The sequence below is a fragment of the uncultured Thiohalocapsa sp. genome (assembly GCF_913062725.1).
In the GTDB taxonomy this organism is placed as follows: domain Bacteria; phylum Pseudomonadota; class Gammaproteobacteria; order Chromatiales; family Chromatiaceae; genus Thiohalocapsa.
In genome coordinates, this window is sequence record NZ_CAJXWY010000064.1 from 1 (window position 1) to 21,373 (window position 21,373).

Genomic DNA, 21,373 nt, shown 5'->3' on the forward strand with positions numbered 1-21,373 from the left:
CGCCGTGAATACATCCCTGTAGGCTTCACGACCGCATCCCTGCGGTCGAGACCCCCGCCCGCCGCCACCCAGCCCGCAGACACCGGAAACCGAAAGGCATCGGGTGTCACCAGCTGTATTCAGGCGGCGGCGCCCCCGGCGGGCGCCGCTCAGCCGCCCGGCGCTTACGGTTGTTGAATGCCGGTGATGAGCCAGTCGCCCTGGGGGCTGTCCCAGTCGTGGGCGACGTGCCAGACCTCATCCAGGGACTTCGCGGGCGCCTGCGCCTCCTCACGGATCAGGCCGGTGAAGCGCACACTCGCCACCACCTGATCGCCGTCACGCTGCACGCCGAGCAGCTCGGCGTTCAGCGTCACCACCTCGGTGTAGTTGGGCACATCGCCCATGGATTGACGCTCCCGCTGCAGCTCGGCGAAGAGCTGCGGCGACGTGTATTCGCGGATATCGCGGAAGTCCGCCTGATCCCAGGCGGCCTGCAGGCGGATGAAGTGGGTCTTGGCGCCATCCGCAAAGCCCTGTGCATCGAACCAGTCGGGGGCCGCCTGGGCCGGCGCACCGGCATCGGCCGTCGTGTCGGCCGTGGCGGCCGGCGACGGTGCTGAGCCGCCGCCGAAGACGCCGCCGAAGGCCGGCTGATCGCCCGATGGGCTGCTCGGCTGGCCCGCCGGCTGACCAGCGGGCGTGAAGCCAGCGGGCACCGGGCGCGGCGCGGGTGCACGCTGACGGCGCAGCATGCGAAACAACAGGAAACCGCCGACGACCAGCGCAACGATGATCAGGAAATCGAAGGGCTGGAAGCCCTCGAAGGCGCCGCCGAAGAACATCGCCGCCAGCAGTCCGCCGGCGGCGAGCCCGGCGAGGGGACCGAGGAAGCCCATGCCACCGCGGGGGCGCTGTCCGGCGGCGCCGGCCTGATTGGCACGCTGGTCGGCGGCCTGCTGGCGCTGTGGCGTCTGCGGTGTCTGGGCCTGGCGCGGCGTGGTGTATTGCTGACCGAGGCTGCGGCCGCCGCCCAGGCGGCGCGCATCGGCGTCCTGGGGCAGTACCGCGGCGCCGATGACGAGGAAGCTCAGCATGGCAACGAAGAAAGTCTTCATGGTGTCGTTCTCAGTGGCTGTGTTTGGGGTTGTCGCCGATGATTGGAGACAGTCGCAGCGGGTGCTGCTTCGATCACCGTCGCGGCGCCGATGCCGCGCGGATCACTGGCGGCCTCGACCTGGCGCTGCGCACGCCGCCAGCGCACCAGCTGCATGTTGCCGTAGGGGCGCCCGGCGGTGCTGAGCCGATGCCCGCGGCGCTCGAGGCTGCGACGCACGGCCGGGGACAGGGCATCGGGCTCCGTCACCACCTCATCGGGGAGGTATTGATGGTGAAAGCGCCCCGCCGCGACCCAGTCTCGTGCGCCGCCGCCGGCGGTCGGGTCGAGCCCGGTGGCGGCGAGGAGGCCCTCCAGCACCATGGTGATGATGCGGCTGCCGCCGGGCGTGCCGAGAATCACCACCTCCGCGTCGGACTCGATGAAGGTGGGGCTCATGCTCGAGAGCATGCGCTTGCCGGGCGCGATGGCGTTGGCGTCGCCGCCGATCAGCCCGTATGCATTGGGTACGCCGGGCCGGGCGGCGAAATCATCCATTTCGTCGTTCAGCAGCACCCCGGTGCCCGGCGGTACGAAGCCCGAGCCGAAGGGATAGTTGATGCTGAGGGTCGCGGCGACACGGTTGCCGTCGGTGTCGAGGATGGAAAAATGCGTGGTGTCGGCGCCCTCGGCCCGCACCGCCTCCGGCGGCGGGCTCGGCGTCGCCCGGTCCATCCGGAAGTTGCGCATCAGCCCGGCGGCGTAGCGCGGATCGGTCAGGCGCGCCACCGGCACGTCCACGTAGTCCGGATCGCCCAGGAACTCGGCGCGGTCGCGGTAAGCGCGGCGCATCGTCTCGATGAGCAGGTGCGCGCGATCCGCCGGCGCCAGCGCCGCGACGTCGAAGCCGCTCAGCATATGCAGCATCTGCACCAGGGCCACGCCGCCCGAGGACGGTGGCGGCGCGCTGACCAGGCGCCAACGGCCCGTCGGCGCCTCGAAGCGGGCGCTGATGGGTGCACGCTCGACCACGCGGTATTGTGCGAGATCGCGCAGACGCCAGATGCCGCCGCCCGCGCGCACGCCCGCCACCAGCAGCCGCGCCACCTCGCCGCCATAGAAGCCGTCGTGGCCGTCGCGGGCGAGATGCAGCAGGGTCGTTGCGAGCTCGGGCTGACGCAGGCGGGTGCCGGGTGCCGGTACGGCGTCGCCCGCCAGGAACTGCGCGGCGGCCGCCGGCGAGGCGGCGATGGCGTCCCGGCGCCAGCGCGCGAGACGCGTATAGACCGGGTCGATCTCGAAGCCGTCCCGGGCGAGTTCGATGGCCGGCACCAGGCTCGCCGCCAGCGGCAGCCGCCCGTAGCGCTCGGCGATGTGCGCCAGCGCCGCCGGCGCCCCGGGGATACCCGCCGCCAGGGGACCGTTCAGGGAACGCGCCGGCACGAATTCGCCATCGGCATCCAGATACATGTCGGCGGTGGCCGCGAGCGGTGCGCGCTCGCGCCCGTCCACCATGACGTCACGGCCCGATGCCGCCACATGCAGCAGCCAAAAGCCGCCGCCGCCGAGGCCGGAGCTGTAGGGCTCAACCACGGCCAGAGCCGCGCTCACGGCCACGGCGGCATCGAAGGCATTGCCACCGGCGCTGAGAATATCCTTGCCGGCGGCGGTGGCCAGGGGATGGGCGGTGGCGATGGCCGCGGCGGGCGGGCGCGAGGCGTGAGCGTGCGAAGCACCGACGCAGAGCGCCGCGACCAGGCATAAGGCCACGGCTGTCGCCGCTGCGCGCCATGGCTTGCGGCTGCGCTCGGCGGCGACTCCCGGCCAGGGGCGGCCGGAAGGGCCCGTCCGCACCGCAGAAAAAAGGCTCCGCGCGGGAGCCTCGGTGTGAGTGGGCCTGAGGCGCTGCCCCCGGGGGTCAGCCGCCGGCGTCGCCGGTGATCCGCTCATACTTGGCGCGTAGTTCTTCTTCCGTCTCGGTGTGGTCCGGATCGACGATGATGCAGTCCACAGGACACACCTCGACGCACTGGGATGTTTCGTAGTGGCCGACACACTCGGTGCAGAGGTCCGGCTCGATGACATAGATCTCGTCGCCCTGCGAGATGGCGCCGTTGGGGCACTCGGGCTCGCAGACGTCGCAGTTGATGCACTCGTCGGTAATCAGCAAGGCCATGGCGATACTCCTGGAGGTAGCTTGGCTGTTCGAGCTTGACTCTCGCGCCGCCACATTGGGATGGGAGCGAGTTTATCCAAACCGCTTGCGCAATGCAGTATGCACGGTGGGCGGAACGAAGGCGGAAACGTCCCCGCCCAGGCGCGCGATCTGCTTCACCAGTGACGACGAAATATAGGCGTACTGCTCGGCGGGGGTGAGGAACAGGGTTTCGATATCCGGCGCCATGCGGCGGTTCATGCCGGCGAGCTGGAACTCGTACTCGAAGTCTGATACCGCCCGCAAGCCGCGCATGATCACGTGCACCTGCAGTTTGCGCGCAAACTCCACCAGCAGTCCCGAGAAGGCCACCACTTCCACATTGCCGAGACCGTGACAGACATGCTCCGCGAGGGCGACGCGCTCATCGATCGCAAAGGTTGTGTCCTTACCCGTATCTGCGGCGACGGCGACGACGACACGATCGCACAAATGTGCGGCCCGCGCCACCAGGTCGGTATGCCCATTGGTGATGGGGTCGAAGGTACCTGGATAGACGACACTGCGCATGATGGGCGAGGCAGGCTCTGCTTGGACAAGCGGCGCCGGTCGTGTGTCACCGACGCCGCGGCGAATGCGGAGGATAGCAGACTCCAGGGCACCGACAGACGCCAAATAGCCCGTGTGCGGCGCCGATCCATCATGGCCCACGCCTGGCACACAACGGGCCCGCAATCGATTCAGGCCGGCTCGAGCCGCGCCAGCGCATAGCGCACCTGGCCGGCCGTGCGCTCGCGCACCACTTGCCAGTGCTCGGGCAGTGCGGGTAGCGGCGCCGCCGCCGGCATTTCCAGATAGACGGCGGCGCCCGGCTTGAGCCAGCCGCGCGTCAGGTACGCGCAGACCGCCGCCAGCAAGGCATCATCGAAGGGTGGATCGAGAAAGACGATGTCGAAGGGCACCGGCGCCCGAGCGGCGAGCCAATGCAGGGCATCCGCCTGCACCACTTGCAACTGCGCCGTTGCGAGGGCTTGGTCGCATGCAGCCGCCGTGCGCAAGACCTCTGCGTTGGCAGCGAGACCGGCGGCGACGCGCTCGGCGCGCTCGAGCAATAGGACGCGCGCGGCGCCCCGGGAGAAGGCCTCGAAGCCCAGGGCGCCGGCGCCGGCGAAACAATCCAGGCAATGGCTGCCGGGGATGTCTGCCGCAAGCCAGTTGAACAATGTCTCGCGCACCCGGTCGGTGGTGGGCCTGAGTCCCGTGTGCTTCGGCACCGGCAGCCGCCGCCCGCGCAGGCGCCCGCCGATGATGCGCACATGACCGGTGCCGCGGTGCCCGGCCGCCCGGACCCGCCTATGGCCCGCGCCGGCGCTGCCACCGCCGCCCGCGGTGCGCCTGCCGCCGCTAGCCGCCACCACCAACGGGCGCAGCGACGGCGGATGCCGCAGCGGCGCCCGACGCGCCGTCGGTGACGTTGGGCGCCGCGGCGGTTGCGGCGATGGGCACCGCCTCGCCGTCGGCGTCGCCCCCCACCATGACGACCACTAGACGGTCCGGGTGCACGCGGCGGCGATAGGCGTCGCGGATCTGCTCGGCGCTCACGGCGCGCACGCGCTCGGTGAATCGGTCCAGGTAGTCGAGGGGCAGATCGTAGAAGCCGATCACCGAGAGGTACTGCACGATGTTGCTGTTGCTCGCGATGCGCAGCGGAAAGCCCCCGGTGATGTTCTTGATGGCGGCGTCCAGTTCCTCTGCGCTCGGCCCCTGACGGATGAAGCGCTCCAGGGTCTCGAGCATCACCTGCTGGGCCTCATCCGCCTGGGCGTTTTTGGTCTGCAGCCCCATGATCATGGGCCCGCGCTCGGCCATGGGCGCGAAGTAGCTGAACGCCGAGTACGACAAGCCGCGACGCTCGCGCACCTCATCCATCAGAATGGACACCAAGCCGCCGCCGCCGAGGATGTGATTGCCGACGTACAGCGGGAAATAGTCGGGGTCGCCGCGGCGCATGCCGGGCTGCCCGATGTAGAGATGGGTCTGGCTGGAGGGGAAGGCGATGCGCTCCACACGGCCGCGCTCGAGGTCCGCCACCGGCGGCAAGGGCGCCGGCGGCTCCCCCGCCGGCAGGCCCGCGGTGAGCAGTTCCGCCAGCACCTGCGCCTGCGCCCGGTCGAGGGCGCCGACGATGGCGATCGTGGCGTTGGACGCCGTGTAATAGCGCCGATGGAAGCGCACCAGGTCGTCGCGGGTGATGGCCGCGACGCTGTCGCGGTTGCCGTCGGTGGCCGTCGCATAGGGATGTCCGCCGTAGACGGCGTGGTAGAGGGCGCGGCTCGCGACGGTGCCCGGGTCCTGCTCCTGCTGGCGCAGGCCCACCAGGGTGTTGGCGCGCACCCGCTCCAGGTCGGCCTGCGGAAACCGGGGGGCCGCGAGTACCTTGGTGAGAATCTCCACGGCCGTGCCGAGGCTGTCGGGCGCCGTCAAGCTGCGCAGGCTGGCGAAGGCCATATCCCGGCCGGCGCCGGTGCTGAGCTCGGCGCCGACGGCCTCCACGCGCTCGGCGATGGTGTCCGCATCCAGTCCACCGGCGCCCTCGGTGAGCATGTTGGCGGTCATGCTGGCGAGCCCGGGCTGATCGCCGTCGCGGGCGCTGCCGGCATCGAAGGCGATGCGCACGTCCACCATGGGCAGGTCGGGGGCAGCGGCGTACAGCACCTTGGCGCCGGCATCGGTCCGCCAGGTCTCGATGTTGGGTGTCGCCGCAACGGGCGCGCTCAAGCCGAGCGCCAGGCAAGCGCCGGTGCACAGGGCGGCGATCAGCCCTCGGGTTGGATTAGCGTGCATGGGCCAGGGCTCCGGTGGCGTTGTTGTTGCGGTTGTCGGCGCGGCGCTGACCGCCGTCGGCGCCGTCCAGGGGCTGCGGCTCGAGGCGGGCGACGGTGCGCACCTCCGGTACCAGATAATCGCGGGCGACGCTGCGGATCTGTTCCGGGGTCACGGCGGAGAGCGCATCCACATAACTGTCCACCAGCTCCCAGCCCAGCCCCACGGTCTCGAGCTGCCCGAGCTGCATGGCCTGGTAGAAGATGCTGTCGCGCTCGTACACCTTGCCGGCGATGAGCTGGGTGCGGATGCGCTCGAGCTCGTCCTCGGCCACCAGCTCGGTGCGCACGCGCTCGAGTTGCGCCAGCAGCGCCGCTTCCAGGTCGTCGACGCTGCGGCCCGAGGCAGGGACGCCGCTCAGGCGAAAGAGCCCGGGCAACCGCGTGAAGGCGTTGTAACCGGCGCCGGCGCTGGCGGCGATGCGCTCGCCGCGCACGAGCTCGCGGCTGAAGCGGGCGCTGGCGCCGCCGTCGAGCACGGAGGCGAGCATTTCCAGCGCGTAGGGCTCCCAGCCCTCCTCGGCATTGGCGAGCACCGGCACCTTGTAGCCCATGATCAGGTAGGGCTCTTTGGCCGGGGCCTGCACCACCAGTCGGCGCTCGCCGCGCTGCTCGGGCTCGGCCCGGGGCTTGGGCGCGGCCACCGGCTCCGCCTCCAGGGGGCCGAAGTGCTGCTCGGCCAGGGCGAAGACCGTCTCCGGGTCGACGTCGCCCACCACCACCACCGTGGCGTTGTTCGGCGCATACCACTTCCGGTACCACGCGCGCAGGTCGTCCACCTGCATGGCCTCGAGGTCGCTCGGCCAGCCGATGATGGGGTTACGATAGGGCGACGCCTGGTAAGCGACGGCCTGGAACTGCTCGTAGGTGAGGGATTGCGGATCATCGTCGGTGCGCAGGCGGCGCTCCTCCTTCACCACCTCCAGCTCTTTGAGGAATTCCTCCTCGGGCAGGGTGAGCCGGCGCATGCGCTCGGCCTCCAGCTCGAAGGAGACCGGCAGCCGGTCGGCGGCCAACGTCTGGAAGTAGGCCGTGTAGTCGGTCCCCGTGAAGGCGTTCTCGTCGCCGCCGTTCTCGGCGATGATCTGCGAGAACTCGCCGGGCTCCAGATTCTCGGTGCCCTTGAACATCATGTGCTCCAGCACGTGGGAGACGCCGGTGATGCCGCCCGGCTCGTAGCTGGAGCCCACCTTGTACCAGACCTGGGAGGTGACGATGGGCGCGCGCCGGTCCGGCTTCACCAGGACCTTGAGTCCGTTGTCGAGGACACGCTCGTAGACGTCCGCCGCCGCCGGGCTACCGATTCCCAGCGTTGCCAGCAGCAGCACCAGGCCAAAGGGAAAGAGTCGCATGGTTGGAATACCCCGCTTGATCGCTGATCTCTCACGTGGCGGCCCTTGACTATTGATACAATGTGCGTCTGGCTCGACGATGGCAACCTGACAGCTTGGTAACCTGCGGGCGCGCCGGCGGTCATCGATCGCAGGTCACGCCGCGTCGGCCCGCCGTCGCCCGCCGCCCGATCACAACGACGGCACCCACCGGCACTACCGCTGATCTTCAGACGCAAGCCATGTTCGGATTCGGTAAGAAAAAAACCCAGGCCGCGGCCACCGCTACCCCGAGCGAAGCCGCGACGCAGGCGCCGGCAGCCGCCGATGCAGCACCCTCCGGCCGCCTCGCCCAGGCCATCGCCGAGCGCGCCAACGGGCAACAGGACACCGACACCGGGCCGGGCTTCCTGCGCGGCCTGCGCAACGGCCTGGCGCGGACCCGCGAGGTGCTGAATGCAGACATCGCCGAGCTGGTCACCGGCCGCAAGGAGATCGACGAGGACCTGCTGGAAGAGTTGGAAATGCTGCTCGTGAGCGCCGACGTGGGCGTGCCGGCGACGACGCGCATCATCGAAGACCTGGCGTATCGGGTGAAACTGCGCGAGGTCTCCGACCCCCGGGGCCTGCTGGAAGCGGTGCGCCGGCAGCTGGCGGAGATCCTGCACCAAGCGGAAACGCCAGTGCGCCAGCCGGCAGCGGGCAAGCCGCAGGTGATCCTGATGGTGGGCGTCAACGGCGTCGGCAAGACCACCAGTATCGGCAAGCTCGCCAAGCAGCTGCTGGCGGAGGGCAACAAGGTCATGCTGGCCGCCGGTGACACCTTCCGCGCCGCGGCGGTGGAGCAGCTCCAGGCCTGGGGCGAGCGCAACAACGTGCCCGTCATCGCCCAGCATACCGGCGCCGACCCCGCCTCGGTGGTCTACGACGCCCTCCAGGCCGCCACCGCCCGCGGCTTCGACGTGCTCATCGCCGACACCGCCGGACGCCTGCATACCAAGGCGAATCTGATGGAGGAGCTGAAGAAAATCGTCCGCGTGATGCAGAAGATCGACCCCGACGCCCCGCACGAGGTCATGCTGGTGGTGGACGCCACGACGGGCCAGAATGCCCTGCACCAGGCGGTGCAGTTCAACGCCGCCGTCCCCATCACCGGCATCACACTCACCAAGCTCGACGGCACCGCCAAAGGCGGTATCCTGTTCGCCATCGCCGAGCGGCTGCAGGTGCCGTTTCGCTTCGTCGGCGTCGGCGAGCACATCGAAGATCTGCGGCACTTCGACGCGGACACCTTTCTCGACGCGCTACTGGCTTCCTGAGGGAGGAGTGGCGAAGGTCTGAGGTCACGACGGTCAATCGGCCAACGATGCCCACGCCACCGCCACTCGCCATACGTTGCCAGCCCCTCGCCACCCGTCACTGACCACCCTCCTGATGTGATCGAGCTCGCGCACGTCAGCAAACGCTACCCCGAGCGGGGCGATGCGCTCCGCGACCTGAGCTTCCGCCTCGAGGCGGGCGAAATGGCCTTCCTCACCGGCCATTCCGGCGCCGGCAAGAGCACCCTGCTCAAGCTCATCGGCCTGCTGGAGCGCCCGAGCCACGGCAGCATCCGCGTCGGTGGCGAAGATCTCGCCCGACTCCCGCGCCGGCGCATCCCGGCCCACCGCCGGCGCATCGGCATGGTATTCCAGGACCACCGACTGCTCGCCGGTCGCAGCGTGTTCGACAACGTCGCCCTGCCGCTGGTGACCGCCGGTATGCCCCGCGACGAGATCGGCAGACGCGTGCGCGCGGCGCTGGACCAGGTTGGCCTGCTCAAGCTGGAGCGCGCCCTGCCCCTGACGCTCTCCAGCGGTGAGCAGCAGCGGGTGGGCATTGCCCGCGCCGTGGTGGGCCGCCCGGAGGTCATCCTCGCCGACGAGCCCACCGGCAACCTCGATCCGGATCTCTCGCGCGAGATCTTCCGCCTGTTCGAGCGCTTCCACCAGCTGGGGGTGAGCCTGCTCATCGCCACCCACGACCTGGCACTGATCCGCGCCATGGGCCATCGTACCCTCGTGCTGAAGCAGGGCCGCCTGGTGGCCGATGCCATCCCACGACCGCCGGCACCACAGGCGGCGCCTGAGCCGGTGTCATGACGCGCACGCGCGCACGTCGGTGGCCATGAGCGCCCGCGGACCCCGCTGGCTGCGCTGCCTGCTCACCTGGGCCGGCGAGCATCGGCGCGCGGCCACCGAGACCATCGATCGGCTCGCACGCGCGCCCCTTGGCACACTGATGACCGTCGCCGCCATCGCCATCGCGCTGGCATTGCCGGCGACCCTGCTGGCGATTACCGACAACCTGGAAGCCCTCGCCGATGACTGGCGACGCGGGGCTGCGCTGTCGTTATTCCTGGCGCCCGAGCTCGACGAGACGACGGCGGAGGCATTGGCAGCCGCCCTTCGCCTGCGCATCGATATCGATCGGGTGGATGTCATCTCCCGTGCCCAGGGACTCGCTGAGCTGCGCGAGCACAGCGGTCTCGGCAGTGCCGTCGAGCAACTACCCGACAACCCGCTGCCCGTGGTGCTCGGCGTCTATCCAGCGGCGGACCTGACGCCCGGCGACGACGTGGACGCGCTACTCGCCAGCCTTGCTGTTCTGCCGGGTGTGGACTTCGCACAGGCCGATGCGCAATGGATCAGGCGCCTCAACGCCATTTTGTCGCTGTTGCGCGAAGGTGTGCTGCTCTTGGGCGCCATGCTCGCCCTTGGCGTGGTGCTGGTGGTAGGCAACACCATTCGGCTGGAGACCGAAAACCGCCGCGACGAAATCCAGGTCATGGATCTCGTCGGCGCCACCGGCGCCTTCATTCGTCGCCCCTTTCTCTATGCCGGCGCCTGGTACGGACTGCTCGGCGGCCTGTTGGCCTGGGCCCTGGTGGACGCCGCCATGTGGCTGCTGCAAGCACCCGCCGGCCGGGTCGCCGCGCTCTATGACGCCGAGCTGCAACTGACCGCCCTCGACCTGCGGCAATCCTTGAGTCTGCTCGGCGTCGGCACCTTGCTCGGCGTCGTCGGCAGTCGCATCGCCGTCGGCCGTCACCTCGCGCGGTTGCGTCCGGTGTAGCCTCGCGCGCCCGCATGTTGCCGCCTTAGCCCCGAGCCCCTTGGGCATGCCTGGGTCTTGTGATCAGGCATATTGCTAAGCTAGAGGTAAGCAAAACGGTGGCAGATGGTGCGGGGGCGGCGTAGGGGCGATGCGGGGAAAACCCGCGCCATTGCTGGCCTGGCGCGGGGTTGAGGGGGTGCTGTGCGGTGTTCTAATTGTTCTGGATGACGATCCGCGGGAATTTCGCCGCATAGTCCTTGGCCTGCAGCGAGAGCTTGGCGGCGGTTTTGCGTGCGATCTCGCGGTACATCTGGGCGATGCGGCTGTCCGGATCGGCGACGACACTGGGCTTGCCGGAGTCCGCTTCCTCGCGGATATGAATGTCCAGCGGTAGCGAGCCCAGTAACTGGATGCCGTATTGCTCGGCCATGGCGGAGCCGCCGCCCTCGCCGAAAATATGCTCCTCGTGGCCGCACTTGGAGCAGATGTGGATGGACATGTTCTCCACGACACCGAGCACTGGCACTTCTACTTTCTGGAACATCTTCAGCCCCTTACGGGCATCCAGGAGGGCGATATCCTGCGGTGTGGTGACGATGACGGCGCCGGACACAGGCACCTTTTGGGCCAGAGTCAGCTGGGTATCGCCGGTGCCCGGGGGCAGATCGATGACCAGGTAGTCCAGCTCGGACCAGTTGGTGTCGTTGAGCAGTTGCTCCAGCGCCTGGGTGACCATGGGGCCGCGCCAGATCATCGGCGTTTCTTCCTCGATGAGGAAGCCGATGGACATGGCCTGCAGATGGTAGGCGGTCATGGGCTCCAGGCGCTTGCCATCGTTGGACTCGGGCTTGCCGGAGATGCCCAGCATCCGTGGCTGTGAAGGGCCGTAGATGTCTGCGTCCAGAATACCGACCGTGGCGCCCTCGGCGGCCAGGGCCAGGGCCAGGTTGACGGCGGTGGTGGACTTGCCCACACCGCCCTTACCGGAGGCCACGGCGATGATGTTCTTGATGTTATCGATGGGCTTCAGGGACTTTTGCACGGAATGCGAGCGGATCTCCCAGGCCACATCCACCTGTACCGCGGACACCCCCTCGACCCCCGCCACCGCCGTTTTCACGCCCTCCTCGATCGCATCAGCGGCGCCCTTGGCCGGAAAGCCCAGCATGACCTTGACCTTGACCTGGTCGCCTTCGATGTCGATGGACTTGATGGACTTGCTGCTGACGAGGTCGCGGCCGAGATGGGGCTCGACGTAGCGCTTCAGGGCGGCCTCGACGGTCTCTTGGGTGGGTGTGGACATGAGTAACTCCGTTGTCTGGTCGGCCACCCGGTGCCGGGCGGGCCTCGGTCTGTCTCTCTGGCACTGTTTCGGCGGCGCGATACCCACCTGCGCAACGACAGCGGGCGACGCCTTCGGTGCCCGCTCAACTGGTATCAGTGCCTGCTAATTCAAGGCGGCGGGCATGCGGCGCGCGCCGCCGACCCGGGCGGCCACTCGGCTGCGTGCAGCGCCGTCGGGCGGCGGCCCGACGCCCGCCCGTGGCCTTCCACAGGTCCCCTCTGCATCACGCCGCGTCCCCACCACGCGGCCTTATGTTCCGCGCGACGACGCCGATCGCCTGTACAATTCGCATCTGTCCCGTCAGAACCACCTGCCAGCCCAGCCCCCGACCCGCCCCGGGAATCGCCGCGCCATACGCATGATCAAGCTTCGGACCTACATCTACATCGACTCCCTGCAACCCCAGCTGGCCGAGTATATGGCCACCGTGTCCCAGGGCTTCCTGCCGATACCCGGCGACGCCTGTCTGTGGGTGGAAGTCTCGCCCGGCATGGCCATCCATCGCCTCACCGACATGGCCCTGAAGGCCACCCGCGTGCACCTGGCCCAGCAGGTGGTGGAGCGCGCCTTCGGCTCCATGGTGATCCATCAGCGCGATCAGAGCGATGTGCTGGAAGCGGGCCGTATCGTGCTGGAAAACCTCGGCGCCGCGCAGGACGACCGGCAAAAGTGCCGGGTGGCCTGGAAGGAGATCATTCGCGCCATGACGCCGGACCACACCGTGCTCATCAACCGGCAGAACCGTCGCGGGTCAATGATTTTGCCGGGTCAGAGCATGTTCATCCTCGAGACCGAGCCGGCGGGCTATATCGTCTACGCCGCGAACCAGGCGGAGAAGGCAGCCAACATCACCATTATCGATGTCCGCGCCGTGGGCGCCTTCGGCCGCCTCACCCTCTCCGGCACAGAAGCCGATGTCGACGAGGCCGGCGCCGCGGCGGTGCGGGCGGTGGAAAATCTCTCCGGACAGGAACGCCCGGTCATCTCCCACCACTGAGTGCGTCGCGCCGGGGTCCTTCCACCAGGAGTCGCACCGGCGGCGGGCGGGCTCAGCAGGCCTCGCAGAGCTCGATCGCGGCCGCCACCGGTCTGTCTTCGCTCTGCGCCCATTCCATCATGGAGCCGTCGTAGAGCCTGGCCTGCTCATTGCCGAGCACGGCGTAGGCGGCGAACCAGCTCAGCGCGGCGCGGTTGCCGCTGTGGCAGAAATGGACCTGCGCGCCGGCGGGGTCGATGCCGCGCGCTTCGAACAGTTGCGCGAGGGCGCCGGCGCTGCGCAGTGTGGCGCCGCCGTCGGCGGCCACCCAGTCGTAGGGCAGATGCTTGGCACCGGGGATGGTGCCCGGGCGCTCGTCGCTGTCGCCGGTGTAGATGCCGACGAACTCGCCCTCGCTGCGGGCGTCCACCAATTGGGTCGCGTCGGCTCGGGCCGCTTCCACCGCAGCGGCGTCCGGCGCCAGCGCCGGTCGCAGCGTCGCCTTAAATGTCGTCGGTGGACGGCGCTCCGGGCCCCTGGCCAGGGGTGCGCCTGCGTCTGCATAGGCGATCAGACCGCCATCGAGCACGCTCACGGCATCGTGCCCCAGCACCTTGAGGGTCCAGAACACCCGTGCCGCGGCGGCCAGATCGCCCGCGCTGCGACCGGTGCCGACGATGACCAGGTGATCGTCGTTGCCGATGCCGGCCTCGCCGAGCATGGTCTCCAGCACCGCCGCATCGGGCAGCATGGACGCGAGTAGTGCCGGATCCTTACGGTCCTTTGGCGCACGGGTACGCCAGCGCTCATAGGGCAGATTCACGGCACCGGGGACGTGGAAGCGCTGAAAGGCCTCCGGCTCCTGCAAGTCCACCACCACGACGTCGTCGGCGTGGGCCCCGAGCCAGGCGGCGTCCACCAGTGGCGGCGCCCCATCGGCGTTCGCTGCCGACGCCATCGGGGCGGTGAAGATGGGCACAGCGGCACTCAGCGCCGCCGTGAGCAGCCAGTGTCTGAGCATGATGAGCTCCCGGCCGAGTCGGCCAATGCGTTGATCGTGCCGCCAAGTGGTGGCCACAGCCGCACTGATTCAAGCGCCGGCCCGCACAATCCAGCCGAGAGACACGACGGCGGCCGCGCTCAGTCGGCGTCGTCGTCCCTGTGGGTGCGCGCGGCGCCACCGCTCAGGCCGGCGGTGAAGAGCTGCTGCATCATCTCCATGCCCTTGAGGCTGTTGGCCATATAGGGCTGGAAGAGCTTGAGCGGGTCATAGCCCTCCACCCCGGCCTGCATACGCTCGCGGATATCGTCCAGCAGCTGTTGCTGGAAGGCCTCCACGTCCGGCAGGCCCATGAGCTTACGCATCTCTGCGGCGGTGATGTCCAAGTCGACATGAAACTTCATCGGATGCCTCGCGGTTGTGAGCAGGTGAATGGATGCGCGGCGGCGCCGCGTGCGCCGGACGGGCGGCGGGCGCCACCCGGCGGTCCGACCAGCACCGCCGTGCTCAGTGACGACTGGCGCGCGGCGGCAGTTCCTGTGGCAGAGGCTCTTCGACGGCGAGCCCACGGCGCACCCGGCGCCCGAGCAGCACACAGGCGCGCTCGAAAGTCCGCTCGGCCTCGCGCAGCTGCCAGTTCCAGTCCAATGGCGGCGCATTGGTGCGCACGGAGAAATGCCCGGTGGTCATCACGCGGCCGATGCGGATCTCCACCGCCCAGTCGTGCCAGACCGCTTCGGGATCGGCTTCGTCGGCGAATTCCTGCTCCACCAGGCGCACGGCGGCGGTGCCGGTATCGTCCATGACCACCAGCTCGGAGAGCAACGTGGACTCGTCGACGCAGCTCTCCCAGCCGGTGTGCACGCCAGAGGCGTTTTCCATCAGGGCGTGCACCAGCAGCGCGGGCGTGATACGCAGACTGAGCGGCATCTCCCAATCGGGGTCTGCGGTCTCGGAGTAAGCAGCGGGGGCGTTCTTGGTCATGGGCTGGGACGGTGGCTGGAAAGCTCGCTGATCGGCGTTCAGGCTGCTAGCTTAAACCGCCGACGTCGCCGTTGTCGTCTCGGGCGGATCTCCGCAACGCCTCGGGCTTTGGCGTACAGTGGGTGCCATGGCGGCGGTGTGCCGCCGTGGCGAGCGACCGGCGCCGGCCAAAGCCCAGGCCTGCGGTACGCTCAATGGTACGCATTCCACGGAGCAATCCACATGAAGGTCGCGGTGTTCTCGGATGTTCAGGCGGTACTGCCGGCGCTGGAGGCCGTCGTCGAGCACATCGAGGCGTGGCATCCAGACCTGGTGGTGATGGCAGGCGACCTGGTGAACCGGGGCCCGGACAGCGGCGGCTGCCTGAGCCTGTTCGATCGCATGCGCCGCGCGCAAGGCTGGCTGCCCGTCAATGGCAATCACGAACTCTGGGTGCTGCGCTGTGGCGAGGAGGCACCGGTCTGCGAGGGCGAGCGGGAGATCCGTCGCTTCGCGGATCTCGCGTGGCGACAAGTGGCCAGCCAGGCGGATCGGCTGCGCGGCTGGCCCGATCATCTGTGCCTGCATCCACCGGGCGCCGACGCCTGGCTGCATGTCACCCACGGCACCATGGCCGGCAACCGCGACGGTATCAGCCCACGGCGCTCGGATGCGTCACTGGCGGGCAAGCTACCGGAGGGCGTGGCGCTGTTCGTGTCCGGCCATACCCACCGCGCCCATCAGCGCCACACCCAAGGCATGGACGTGGTCAACGTGGGCTCGGTGGGCTCACCCTTCGATGGCGACGTGCGCGGCAGTTACGGGCGCTTCACCTGGCGGGGCGGACGCTGGCACCCGGAGCTGGTGCGCTTCGCGTACGATCGGGAGCGGGCTGCACGGGACTTCGAGTGCTCGGGCTTCCTGGATGAGGGCGGCCCCTTGGCGCGGCTCATCTATCTGGAATGGGAGCGCGCCGAGCTGCTGATTGCGGGCTGGCGGGCGCGCTACCAGGACGCGGTGCTGCGCGGCGAGGTCACGCTGGAAGCGACCGTGGAGCGCTACCTGCGCGAGATCGCCTAGGGGCGTTCGCGCACACGGCCCTCCGGGCGACTACGGGCGCGGCGTGCCCGTCGTCAGCGGCGGCGTCAGTTCCAGCCCACCACGTCGTAGCCGCGCTCGCGCAGGCAACGATTGACGTAACTCTTGAACGTGCCGCTCGGCTCGCCGCTGCGGCTGACGCCCCGCACCAGGCCCACCGCAGCACCCGCCGCGGCGCCGGCGGCGGTGCGGTTGCCGACGTCGTCATCGCCGCGCACGGCGCCATAGATGCCGGTGGCGGCACCACCGGCGGCGGCGCCGACGGCGGTCTCGCGGGCAATGCGTGCGCCGTCGGCACCGCCGGCGCCGGCCGCTCGGGCCAATCGCCGGCAATCGTCGATATCCGCCTGGGCCACGGATCCACCGCCATACACCACAGGCTGCGATGTACAGCTGACCAGCCCCAGGGCGAGTGGCACGACCAGCACCAGCGCAGGCAAGCGCGGGCGTAACCGCAGCCGCGGACGTGCCCAGCCGCTGCATCGCCGCGTCGCCATCTCCGCCCGGCGCGGCCGCCTTGCTACCGTGTCGTCGTGCATCCGCAATCTGCCTCCCGACCAGGGCACGCCGCAGCCCCCGGCGACCCCGTGCCAGCCTTAAGGATAGACCCAACGCGACCAGCGCAGGCACCGGATTCCTCCGATACCGGCGACCGCACCGACCAGCGGGTGTGGCACCCGGTCATCCCCGATTGTGCCGACGCGGGCGATGCGTTGTCATCAAACCCTCGGCAATACAGGCCGATACGGCATGGCGTCTGCGGCGCTGCGCCGGCGGCCGACTCCGCAAACCACTGGCTGGTCGGGCGCGACCCGACGGGGGTCTCTCACCCATGGCCACGGCACAAGGTCAGCACGCCCAGGCACGCTCATCGACAGCATCGCTGCATGCGCCACGGCGGTCAGCAGCCCCGGCAGCCGCAGCTCCGCCGCTCGTCCGGCGACTCCTGCGGCCCACCGACGTGCGCATCAACGGTGACCATCCCTGGGACATCCAGGTACACGATCCAATCGCATATCAACGCACCCTGCGCGATGGCTCCCTCGGCCTGGGCGAGGCCTACGTGGCGGGTGCCTGGGACAGCGAGCAGCTGGACGAGACCTTCGCCCGATTGCTGCGGCACGACTTAGACGGCGCGCTCAACCAGGCGGCCAAGCTGCATTTCGCCTATCAGTGGATCAAGGACCGGATCATCAATCGCCAGTCCCGCTCGCGCGCCTTCGCCGTCGGTGAGCGCCACTACGACATCGGCAACGATGTCTACGAAGCCATGCTGGACCCCACCATGAGCTATAGCTGCGGCTACTGGCGCGACGCCACGACGCTCGAGGCGGCTCAGCTGGCCAAGCTGGATCTCACCTGCCGCAAGCTGGCGCTCGCCCCGGGGCAGCGGCTGCTGGACATCGGCTGCGGTTGGGGCGGGCTCGCCGCCTACGCCGCCGAGCACTATGGCGTCGACGTGGTGGGGATCACGGTCTCGCGCCGGCAGGCGGAGCTGGCGACGCAGCGCTGCCGCCACCTGCCGGTGGAAATTCGGCTGATGGACTACCGCGACGTGCCCCGGGAGGTCGGCGGGCACTTCGAGCGCATCGTCTCCATCGGCATGTTCGAGCACGTGGGCGTGCGCAATTATCGCACCTACTTCGACGTCGCCCGGCGCGTGCTCACCGACGACGGGCTCTTTTTGTTGCATACCATCGGCAACAGCACCACTTGTGCAACAACAGACGCCTGGACCGACGCCTACATTTTCCCAAACGGCAAAATCCCGTCGGCGCCGGAGATCACCCGTGCGCTGGAAGGATGCTTTCTGGTGGAGGACTGGCATAATTTCGGGCTGGACTACGACCCAACGCTCATGGCCTGGTGGCACCGCTTCGATGCGGCCTGGCCCGAACTGCGCGCCAGCTACGACGATGCCTTCTACCGGATGTGGAAATACTACCTGCACGCCTCGGCGGGCTTCTTCCGTTCGCGCCAGGGGCAGCTGTGGCAGCTGGTGCTGGCCAAGCGCAGCCGCCCCAACGCCTATCGCTCGGTGCGCTGACACCATCGTGCCGGCCCATGTGGGGGCGCGGGCATGAGCGCCACAGCCACCGGCGCCCCGCAGCCGGATACCCTTCATCGGTTCGTGTTCGAGCACCTGGGGGTGCGCGGCGAGCTGGTGTGTCTGGACGCCGCCTTCCAGGCCGTGCTCTCGCGCCACCCCTACCCCAGCCCGGTGCAGCGGCCCCTCGGCGAAGCCCTGGCAGCCGTGCTGCTGCTCACCGCAACGCTCAAGTTCGAAGGTCGGCTAACGCTGCAGGCCCAGGGCAGCGGTCCCATCCGCACCCTGGTGGTCCAGGGCACCCACCGCGGCCCGGTGCGCGGCCTGGCGCGCTGGGAAAACCAAGTCCCCGAGGGCAGCCTGCAGCAGCGCTTCGGTGCCGGTCACCTGGCGCTGACCCTGGAGCCGACCCGGGGCGAGCGCTACCAGGGCATCGTGCCGCTGGAGGGGCCGGGCCTCGGCGCCGCCATCGAGGCCTATTTCGGCCACTCCGAGCAACTGCCCACCCGCCTCTGGCTCGCGGTGGACGACAACCGCGCCGTGGGGCTCATGCTGCAGCGCCTGCCCGATGGCGTCGAGGATGCCGACGGCTGGGACCGTACCGTCGCCCTCGCAGACACGGTGCAGGAGCGCGAGCTGCTCACCCTGCCGGTGCAAAACCTGCTGCACCGGCTCTTCCACGAAGAGGACGTCCGTCTCTTCGAGCCGGAGCCCGTCGCCTTCCGCTGCAGCTGCTCACGCGGGCGCATCGAGCAAACCCTGCGCGCGCTCGGCCAGACCGAGGTGGACGCGATCGTGGAAGAACAGGGCGACATCGCCGTGACGTGCGAATTCTGCAACCGGGACTACCGCTTCGATGCGGTGGATGCCCGCGAGCTCTTCAGCGACAGCGTGGTGCCCTCGGGCGTGCGCGATTCCATGCACTGACGGGGGCATTGGCGCGGGGTATTGGCGCGGGACACTGGCGCGGGCGCGCCGCCCGCAAACGCTGGCACCAAGCCAAACACCATCACCGCCATCGGGCTCGACGTGGCGCTTGGCGCGGGCGTCGCCGGGATTTCGCGCCTCCCCGCGGTCCAACAAGCTCGCCACTGCACCGCGTCGAGCAGCCGACGCAGTGCACCGGTATGCTATAGGGTCGAGAGTGTTGTCCAGCCAGTAAGCCGTAAGCCCCATGTCAACAGCCAACCCCTTCGTCCTGGTCCTCTACTACAGTCGGTTCGGCGCCACCGCCGAGATGGCGCATCAAGTGGCGCGCGGCGTCGAGGAGGCTGGCCTGGAAGCCCGCCTGCGCACGGTGCCGGCGGTCTCCACCGTCTGCGAGGCCGTCGCAGACAGCATTCCCGACGCCGGCGCTCCCTACGCCGAGCTGGACGATCTGCGCCACTGCGCGGCGCTGGCGCTGGGCAGCCCGACGCGCTTCGGCAACATGGCCGCGGCGTTGAAATATTTCCTTGAAGGCACCTCGCCGCTTTGGCTCGCGGGCGAGCTCTCGGGCAAGCCCGCCGGCGTGTTCACGTCCACCTCGAGCCTGCACGGCGGCCAGGAGACGACGCTCACCTCCATGATGCTGCCGCTGCTACATCACGGCATGCTGCTGCTGGGCCTGCCCTACAGCGAGACCGACCTGCTGCACACCAACGCCGGCGGCACCCCTTATGGACCGTCGCACGTGGCCGGCATCAATAACGACAATCCAGTCACCGACGCCGAAAAGCGCCTCTGCCAGGCGCTGGGACGTCGGCTCGCCACCACCGCCGCCGCCCTTGCGCGCTGATGCACCGACGGCCGGCGGGGTCGTATGGCAAGCGTCTGGGGCGCCGGCGGCCATGAGTCCCGCGCCGGAGCAATTATGCCTGCCGCTGCGGCTGCCGGAGGCCGGTGGCTTCGCCTGCTTCGTCGCCGACGGCAACGCCACCGTCGTGACGGCCCTGCAACACTGGGCGGTGGATCCAGCGGCGGGGCATCTGCTGCTGCATGGCGAAGCGGGCAGCGGCAAGAGCCACCTGCTGCATGCGACCTTCGAGACCGCCGCCGCCGCGGGCGCCTGGGCGCGCTTCGTGCCGCTGGACCTGGACGGTCTCGCCCCCTCGGTGCTCGAGGGCCTGGAGGATTGCGATGCGGTGGTCCTCGACGCCGTGACGGCCATCGCCGGTGAGCGGGACTGGGAGCTCGGCCTGTTCAATCTTTACAATGCCCTCACCCAGCGCGGCGGGCGGCTGCTGCTGGCGGCGCGGGCGCCGGCGCCGGCCCTGGGTCTGACGCTGCCGGACCTCGCCTCCCGGCTCTCGGCCTGCGCCACCTACGCCGTACAGCCCCTGGGCGACGCCGGCCGCGCGCTGTTGTTAAGGCGCGAGGCCGCCGCCCGGGGCCTGCCGCTGAGCGACGACACCCTGCGCTACATCCTCACCTACAGTCCGCGGGATACGGCCTCGCTGCTGGCGTTGGTGGCGGCGCTCGACACCGCCTGCCTGCGCTTACGCCGGGCACCGTCGCCGCGCCTGGTGGGCCAGCTGCTGCACAGCCACCCGGAGATTGCGGGTCACAGCACCGCAGTGCCCTCTGAGCTTTGAGCGGCGGCGGGTCTTGCGCCGCCGCCCGACTGCGCGACAATGGTGTCCGGCCGTCACCCGATCCCGAACACCCCGACCACCGTCACACGCACAGGACCGCACCCATGGTGCTGATGATCGACAACTACGACTCGTTCACCTACAACCTGGTGCAATACCTGGGCGAGCTCGGCGCCGAGGTGCGCGTGCTGCGCAACGACGAGGCGAGTGTCGCCGAGGCGCTGGCGCTGGCCCCGGCGCGCATCGTCATCTCCCCCGGCCCCTGTACCCCGGACGAAGCCGGCATCTCCGTGGCGCTGATCCGCGCCGCCGCCGGCCGCATCCCCCTGCTCGGCGTCTGCCTGGGCCACCAATCCATCGCCCGCGCCTTCGGTGGCGAGGTCGTGCGGGCGCGGGCGGTGATGCACGGCAAGACCTCGCCCATCCACCACCAGGGCGAGGGCGTGTTCGCCGGCTTGGAGAGCCCCTTCGAGGCCACCCGCTATCATTCGCTCGTCATCGACGCCGAGCACCTGCCGGAGGCACTGACGGTCACGGCCTGGACCCGCCGCGACGACGGCAGCCGCGACGAGATCATGGGCGTGCGCCATCGCGAGCTGCCGGTGCAGGGGGTGCAATTCCATCCCGAGTCCATCCTCACGCGCCATGGCCATGACTTGCTGAAGAACTTTTTGTTGCAGTGACGAGGGCTCTGCTGTTGTGGTTACTGGTTCCTCGAAACGCGTCACGCATTGCCAGTCCCTCGTTCCCAACGCCTAGGAGGCTGTCCGACTTATCGGGCCGCAGGCCGGGTACAATAGGTCCGGGTTCACGCAGACGCGAGTGTGCAGCA

Annotated in this window: 22 protein-coding genes; 10 read left to right on the forward strand and 12 right to left on the reverse strand. The window is 69.3% G+C overall.

Translation table 11 applies throughout. The features are described 5' to 3' along the window. Nucleotides 1-164: 164 nt before the first annotated feature. The 7 genes from QZ588_RS15035 to QZ588_RS15065 form a co-directional block, all read right to left on the reverse strand. Nucleotides 165-1,097, reverse strand: a complete 933-nt coding sequence (locus QZ588_RS15035; RefSeq protein WP_295543761.1) for a TIM44-like domain-containing protein — start codon at nucleotides 1,095-1,097, stop codon at nucleotides 165-167. Beyond that, complete coding sequence (gene ggt, locus QZ588_RS15040; protein WP_366929584.1) at nucleotides 1,094-2,845, reverse strand: gamma-glutamyltransferase; 1,752 nt, start codon at nucleotides 2,843-2,845, stop codon at nucleotides 1,094-1,096. The genes QZ588_RS15035 and ggt overlap by 4 nt, the downstream gene beginning before the upstream one ends. Before the next feature lie 148 nt (nucleotides 2,846-2,993). Then, nucleotides 2,994-3,251, reverse strand: coding sequence for a YfhL family 4Fe-4S dicluster ferredoxin (locus QZ588_RS15045; RefSeq protein ID WP_295543762.1), 258 nt, complete (start codon nucleotides 3,249-3,251; stop codon nucleotides 2,994-2,996). A 72-nt stretch (nucleotides 3,252-3,323) separates the two neighbouring features. Beyond that, nucleotides 3,324-3,800: a pantetheine-phosphate adenylyltransferase gene (coaD, locus tag QZ588_RS15050; protein WP_295543763.1), complete on the reverse strand. Its 477-nt coding sequence runs from the start codon at nucleotides 3,798-3,800 to the stop codon at nucleotides 3,324-3,326. A gap of 170 nt (nucleotides 3,801-3,970) precedes the next feature. Beyond that, the gene (gene rsmD / locus QZ588_RS15055) at nucleotides 3,971-4,648 is read right to left on the reverse strand and encodes a 16S rRNA (guanine(966)-N(2))-methyltransferase RsmD (protein WP_366929585.1); all 678 of its coding nucleotides are present in this window, start codon (nucleotides 4,646-4,648) and stop codon (nucleotides 3,971-3,973) included. Then, nucleotides 4,635-6,074: a pitrilysin family protein gene (locus QZ588_RS15060; protein WP_295543764.1), complete on the reverse strand. Its 1,440-nt coding sequence runs from the start codon at nucleotides 6,072-6,074 to the stop codon at nucleotides 4,635-4,637. The genes rsmD and QZ588_RS15060 overlap by 14 nt, the downstream gene beginning before the upstream one ends. Next, a complete protein-coding gene (locus tag QZ588_RS15065; RefSeq protein ID WP_295543765.1) occupies nucleotides 6,064-7,464 on the reverse strand; it encodes a pitrilysin family protein in 1,401 nt (466 codons plus the stop codon). Before QZ588_RS15065 ends, QZ588_RS15060 begins: the two co-directional genes overlap by 11 nt. 221 nt (nucleotides 7,465-7,685) lie before the next feature. On the opposite strand from QZ588_RS15065, the gene ftsY reads away from it, so the two are divergent. The 3 genes from ftsY (at nucleotide 7,686) to ftsX (ending at nucleotide 10,557) form a co-directional block, all read left to right on the forward strand. Further along, the gene (ftsY, locus tag QZ588_RS15070) at nucleotides 7,686-8,762 is read left to right on the forward strand and encodes a signal recognition particle-docking protein FtsY (RefSeq protein ID WP_295543766.1); all 1,077 of its coding nucleotides are present in this window, start codon (nucleotides 7,686-7,688) and stop codon (nucleotides 8,760-8,762) included. Nucleotides 8,763-8,879: 117 nt separating this feature from the next. Then, complete coding sequence (gene ftsE, locus QZ588_RS15075; RefSeq protein WP_295543767.1) at nucleotides 8,880-9,584, forward strand: cell division ATP-binding protein FtsE; 705 nt, start codon at nucleotides 8,880-8,882, stop codon at nucleotides 9,582-9,584. 25 nt (nucleotides 9,585-9,609) lie between these two features. Continuing rightward, on the forward strand, nucleotides 9,610-10,557 hold the full coding sequence (gene ftsX, locus QZ588_RS15080) for a permease-like cell division protein FtsX (protein WP_295543768.1): 948 nt from the start codon (nucleotides 9,610-9,612) through the stop codon (nucleotides 10,555-10,557). 193 nt (nucleotides 10,558-10,750) lie between these two features. Here ftsX and apbC read toward each other — a convergent pair whose 3' ends face one another. Continuing rightward, nucleotides 10,751-11,842, reverse strand: a complete 1,092-nt coding sequence (apbC, locus tag QZ588_RS15085) for an iron-sulfur cluster carrier protein ApbC (protein ID WP_295543769.1) — start codon at nucleotides 11,840-11,842, stop codon at nucleotides 10,751-10,753. A gap of 400 nt (nucleotides 11,843-12,242) precedes the next feature. On the opposite strand from apbC, the gene QZ588_RS15090 reads away from it, so the two are divergent. Then, nucleotides 12,243-12,881 (forward strand): BMC domain-containing protein, encoded by a 639-nt coding sequence (locus QZ588_RS15090; protein ID WP_295543770.1) that lies wholly within the window; start codon nucleotides 12,243-12,245, stop codon nucleotides 12,879-12,881. Between the two features lie 52 nt (nucleotides 12,882-12,933). On the opposite strand, the gene QZ588_RS15095 is transcribed toward QZ588_RS15090, so the two are convergent. The 3 genes from QZ588_RS15095 to QZ588_RS15105 all read right to left on the reverse strand — a co-directional run bounded on the left by QZ588_RS15095 (nucleotide 12,934) and on the right by QZ588_RS15105 (nucleotide 14,844). Then, nucleotides 12,934-13,881 carry a sulfurtransferase gene (locus QZ588_RS15095; protein WP_295543771.1) on the reverse strand — a complete coding sequence of 316 codons (948 nt, stop codon included), beginning with the start codon at nucleotides 13,879-13,881 and terminating at the stop codon, nucleotides 12,934-12,936. Between the two features lie 119 nt (nucleotides 13,882-14,000). Continuing rightward, nucleotides 14,001-14,264, reverse strand: coding sequence for a DUF6489 family protein (locus QZ588_RS15100; RefSeq protein WP_295543772.1), 264 nt, complete (start codon nucleotides 14,262-14,264; stop codon nucleotides 14,001-14,003). Between the two features lie 103 nt (nucleotides 14,265-14,367). After that, a complete protein-coding gene (locus QZ588_RS15105) occupies nucleotides 14,368-14,844 on the reverse strand; it encodes a hypothetical protein (protein ID WP_295543773.1) in 477 nt (158 codons plus the stop codon). 222 nt (nucleotides 14,845-15,066) lie between these two features. On the opposite strand from QZ588_RS15105, the gene QZ588_RS15110 reads away from it, so the two are divergent. Continuing rightward, the gene (locus tag QZ588_RS15110) at nucleotides 15,067-15,903 is read left to right on the forward strand and encodes a metallophosphoesterase family protein (protein ID WP_295543774.1); all 837 of its coding nucleotides are present in this window, start codon (nucleotides 15,067-15,069) and stop codon (nucleotides 15,901-15,903) included. 65 nt (nucleotides 15,904-15,968) lie between these two features. Here QZ588_RS15110 and QZ588_RS15115 read toward each other — a convergent pair whose 3' ends face one another. Beyond that, nucleotides 15,969-16,340 (reverse strand): hypothetical protein, encoded by a 372-nt coding sequence (locus tag QZ588_RS15115; protein ID WP_295543775.1) that lies wholly within the window; start codon nucleotides 16,338-16,340, stop codon nucleotides 15,969-15,971. A gap of 464 nt (nucleotides 16,341-16,804) precedes the next feature. Here QZ588_RS15115 and cfa point away from each other — a divergent pair, with 464 nt between their 5' ends. The 5 genes from cfa to QZ588_RS15140 all read left to right on the forward strand — a co-directional run bounded on the left by cfa (nucleotide 16,805) and on the right by QZ588_RS15140 (nucleotide 21,224). After that, nucleotides 16,805-17,968 carry a cyclopropane fatty acyl phospholipid synthase gene (gene cfa, locus QZ588_RS15120; protein WP_295543781.1) on the forward strand — a complete coding sequence of 388 codons (1,164 nt, stop codon included), beginning with the start codon at nucleotides 16,805-16,807 and terminating at the stop codon, nucleotides 17,966-17,968. Nucleotides 17,969-18,001: 33 nt separating this feature from the next. Further along, nucleotides 18,002-18,895: an Hsp33 family molecular chaperone HslO gene (gene hslO, locus QZ588_RS15125; RefSeq protein ID WP_295543776.1), complete on the forward strand. Its 894-nt coding sequence runs from the start codon at nucleotides 18,002-18,004 to the stop codon at nucleotides 18,893-18,895. 247 nt (nucleotides 18,896-19,142) lie between these two features. Then, on the forward strand, nucleotides 19,143-19,745 hold the full coding sequence (gene wrbA, locus QZ588_RS15130) for an NAD(P)H:quinone oxidoreductase (RefSeq protein WP_295543777.1): 603 nt from the start codon (nucleotides 19,143-19,145) through the stop codon (nucleotides 19,743-19,745). A 52-nt stretch (nucleotides 19,746-19,797) separates the two neighbouring features. Further along, the gene (locus QZ588_RS15135; RefSeq protein ID WP_295543778.1) at nucleotides 19,798-20,541 is read left to right on the forward strand and encodes a DnaA/Hda family protein; all 744 of its coding nucleotides are present in this window, start codon (nucleotides 19,798-19,800) and stop codon (nucleotides 20,539-20,541) included. 104 nt (nucleotides 20,542-20,645) lie between these two features. Further along, complete coding sequence (locus tag QZ588_RS15140; RefSeq protein WP_295543779.1) at nucleotides 20,646-21,224, forward strand: aminodeoxychorismate/anthranilate synthase component II; 579 nt, start codon at nucleotides 20,646-20,648, stop codon at nucleotides 21,222-21,224. The last annotated feature ends 149 nt before the right edge of the window (nucleotides 21,225-21,373 follow it).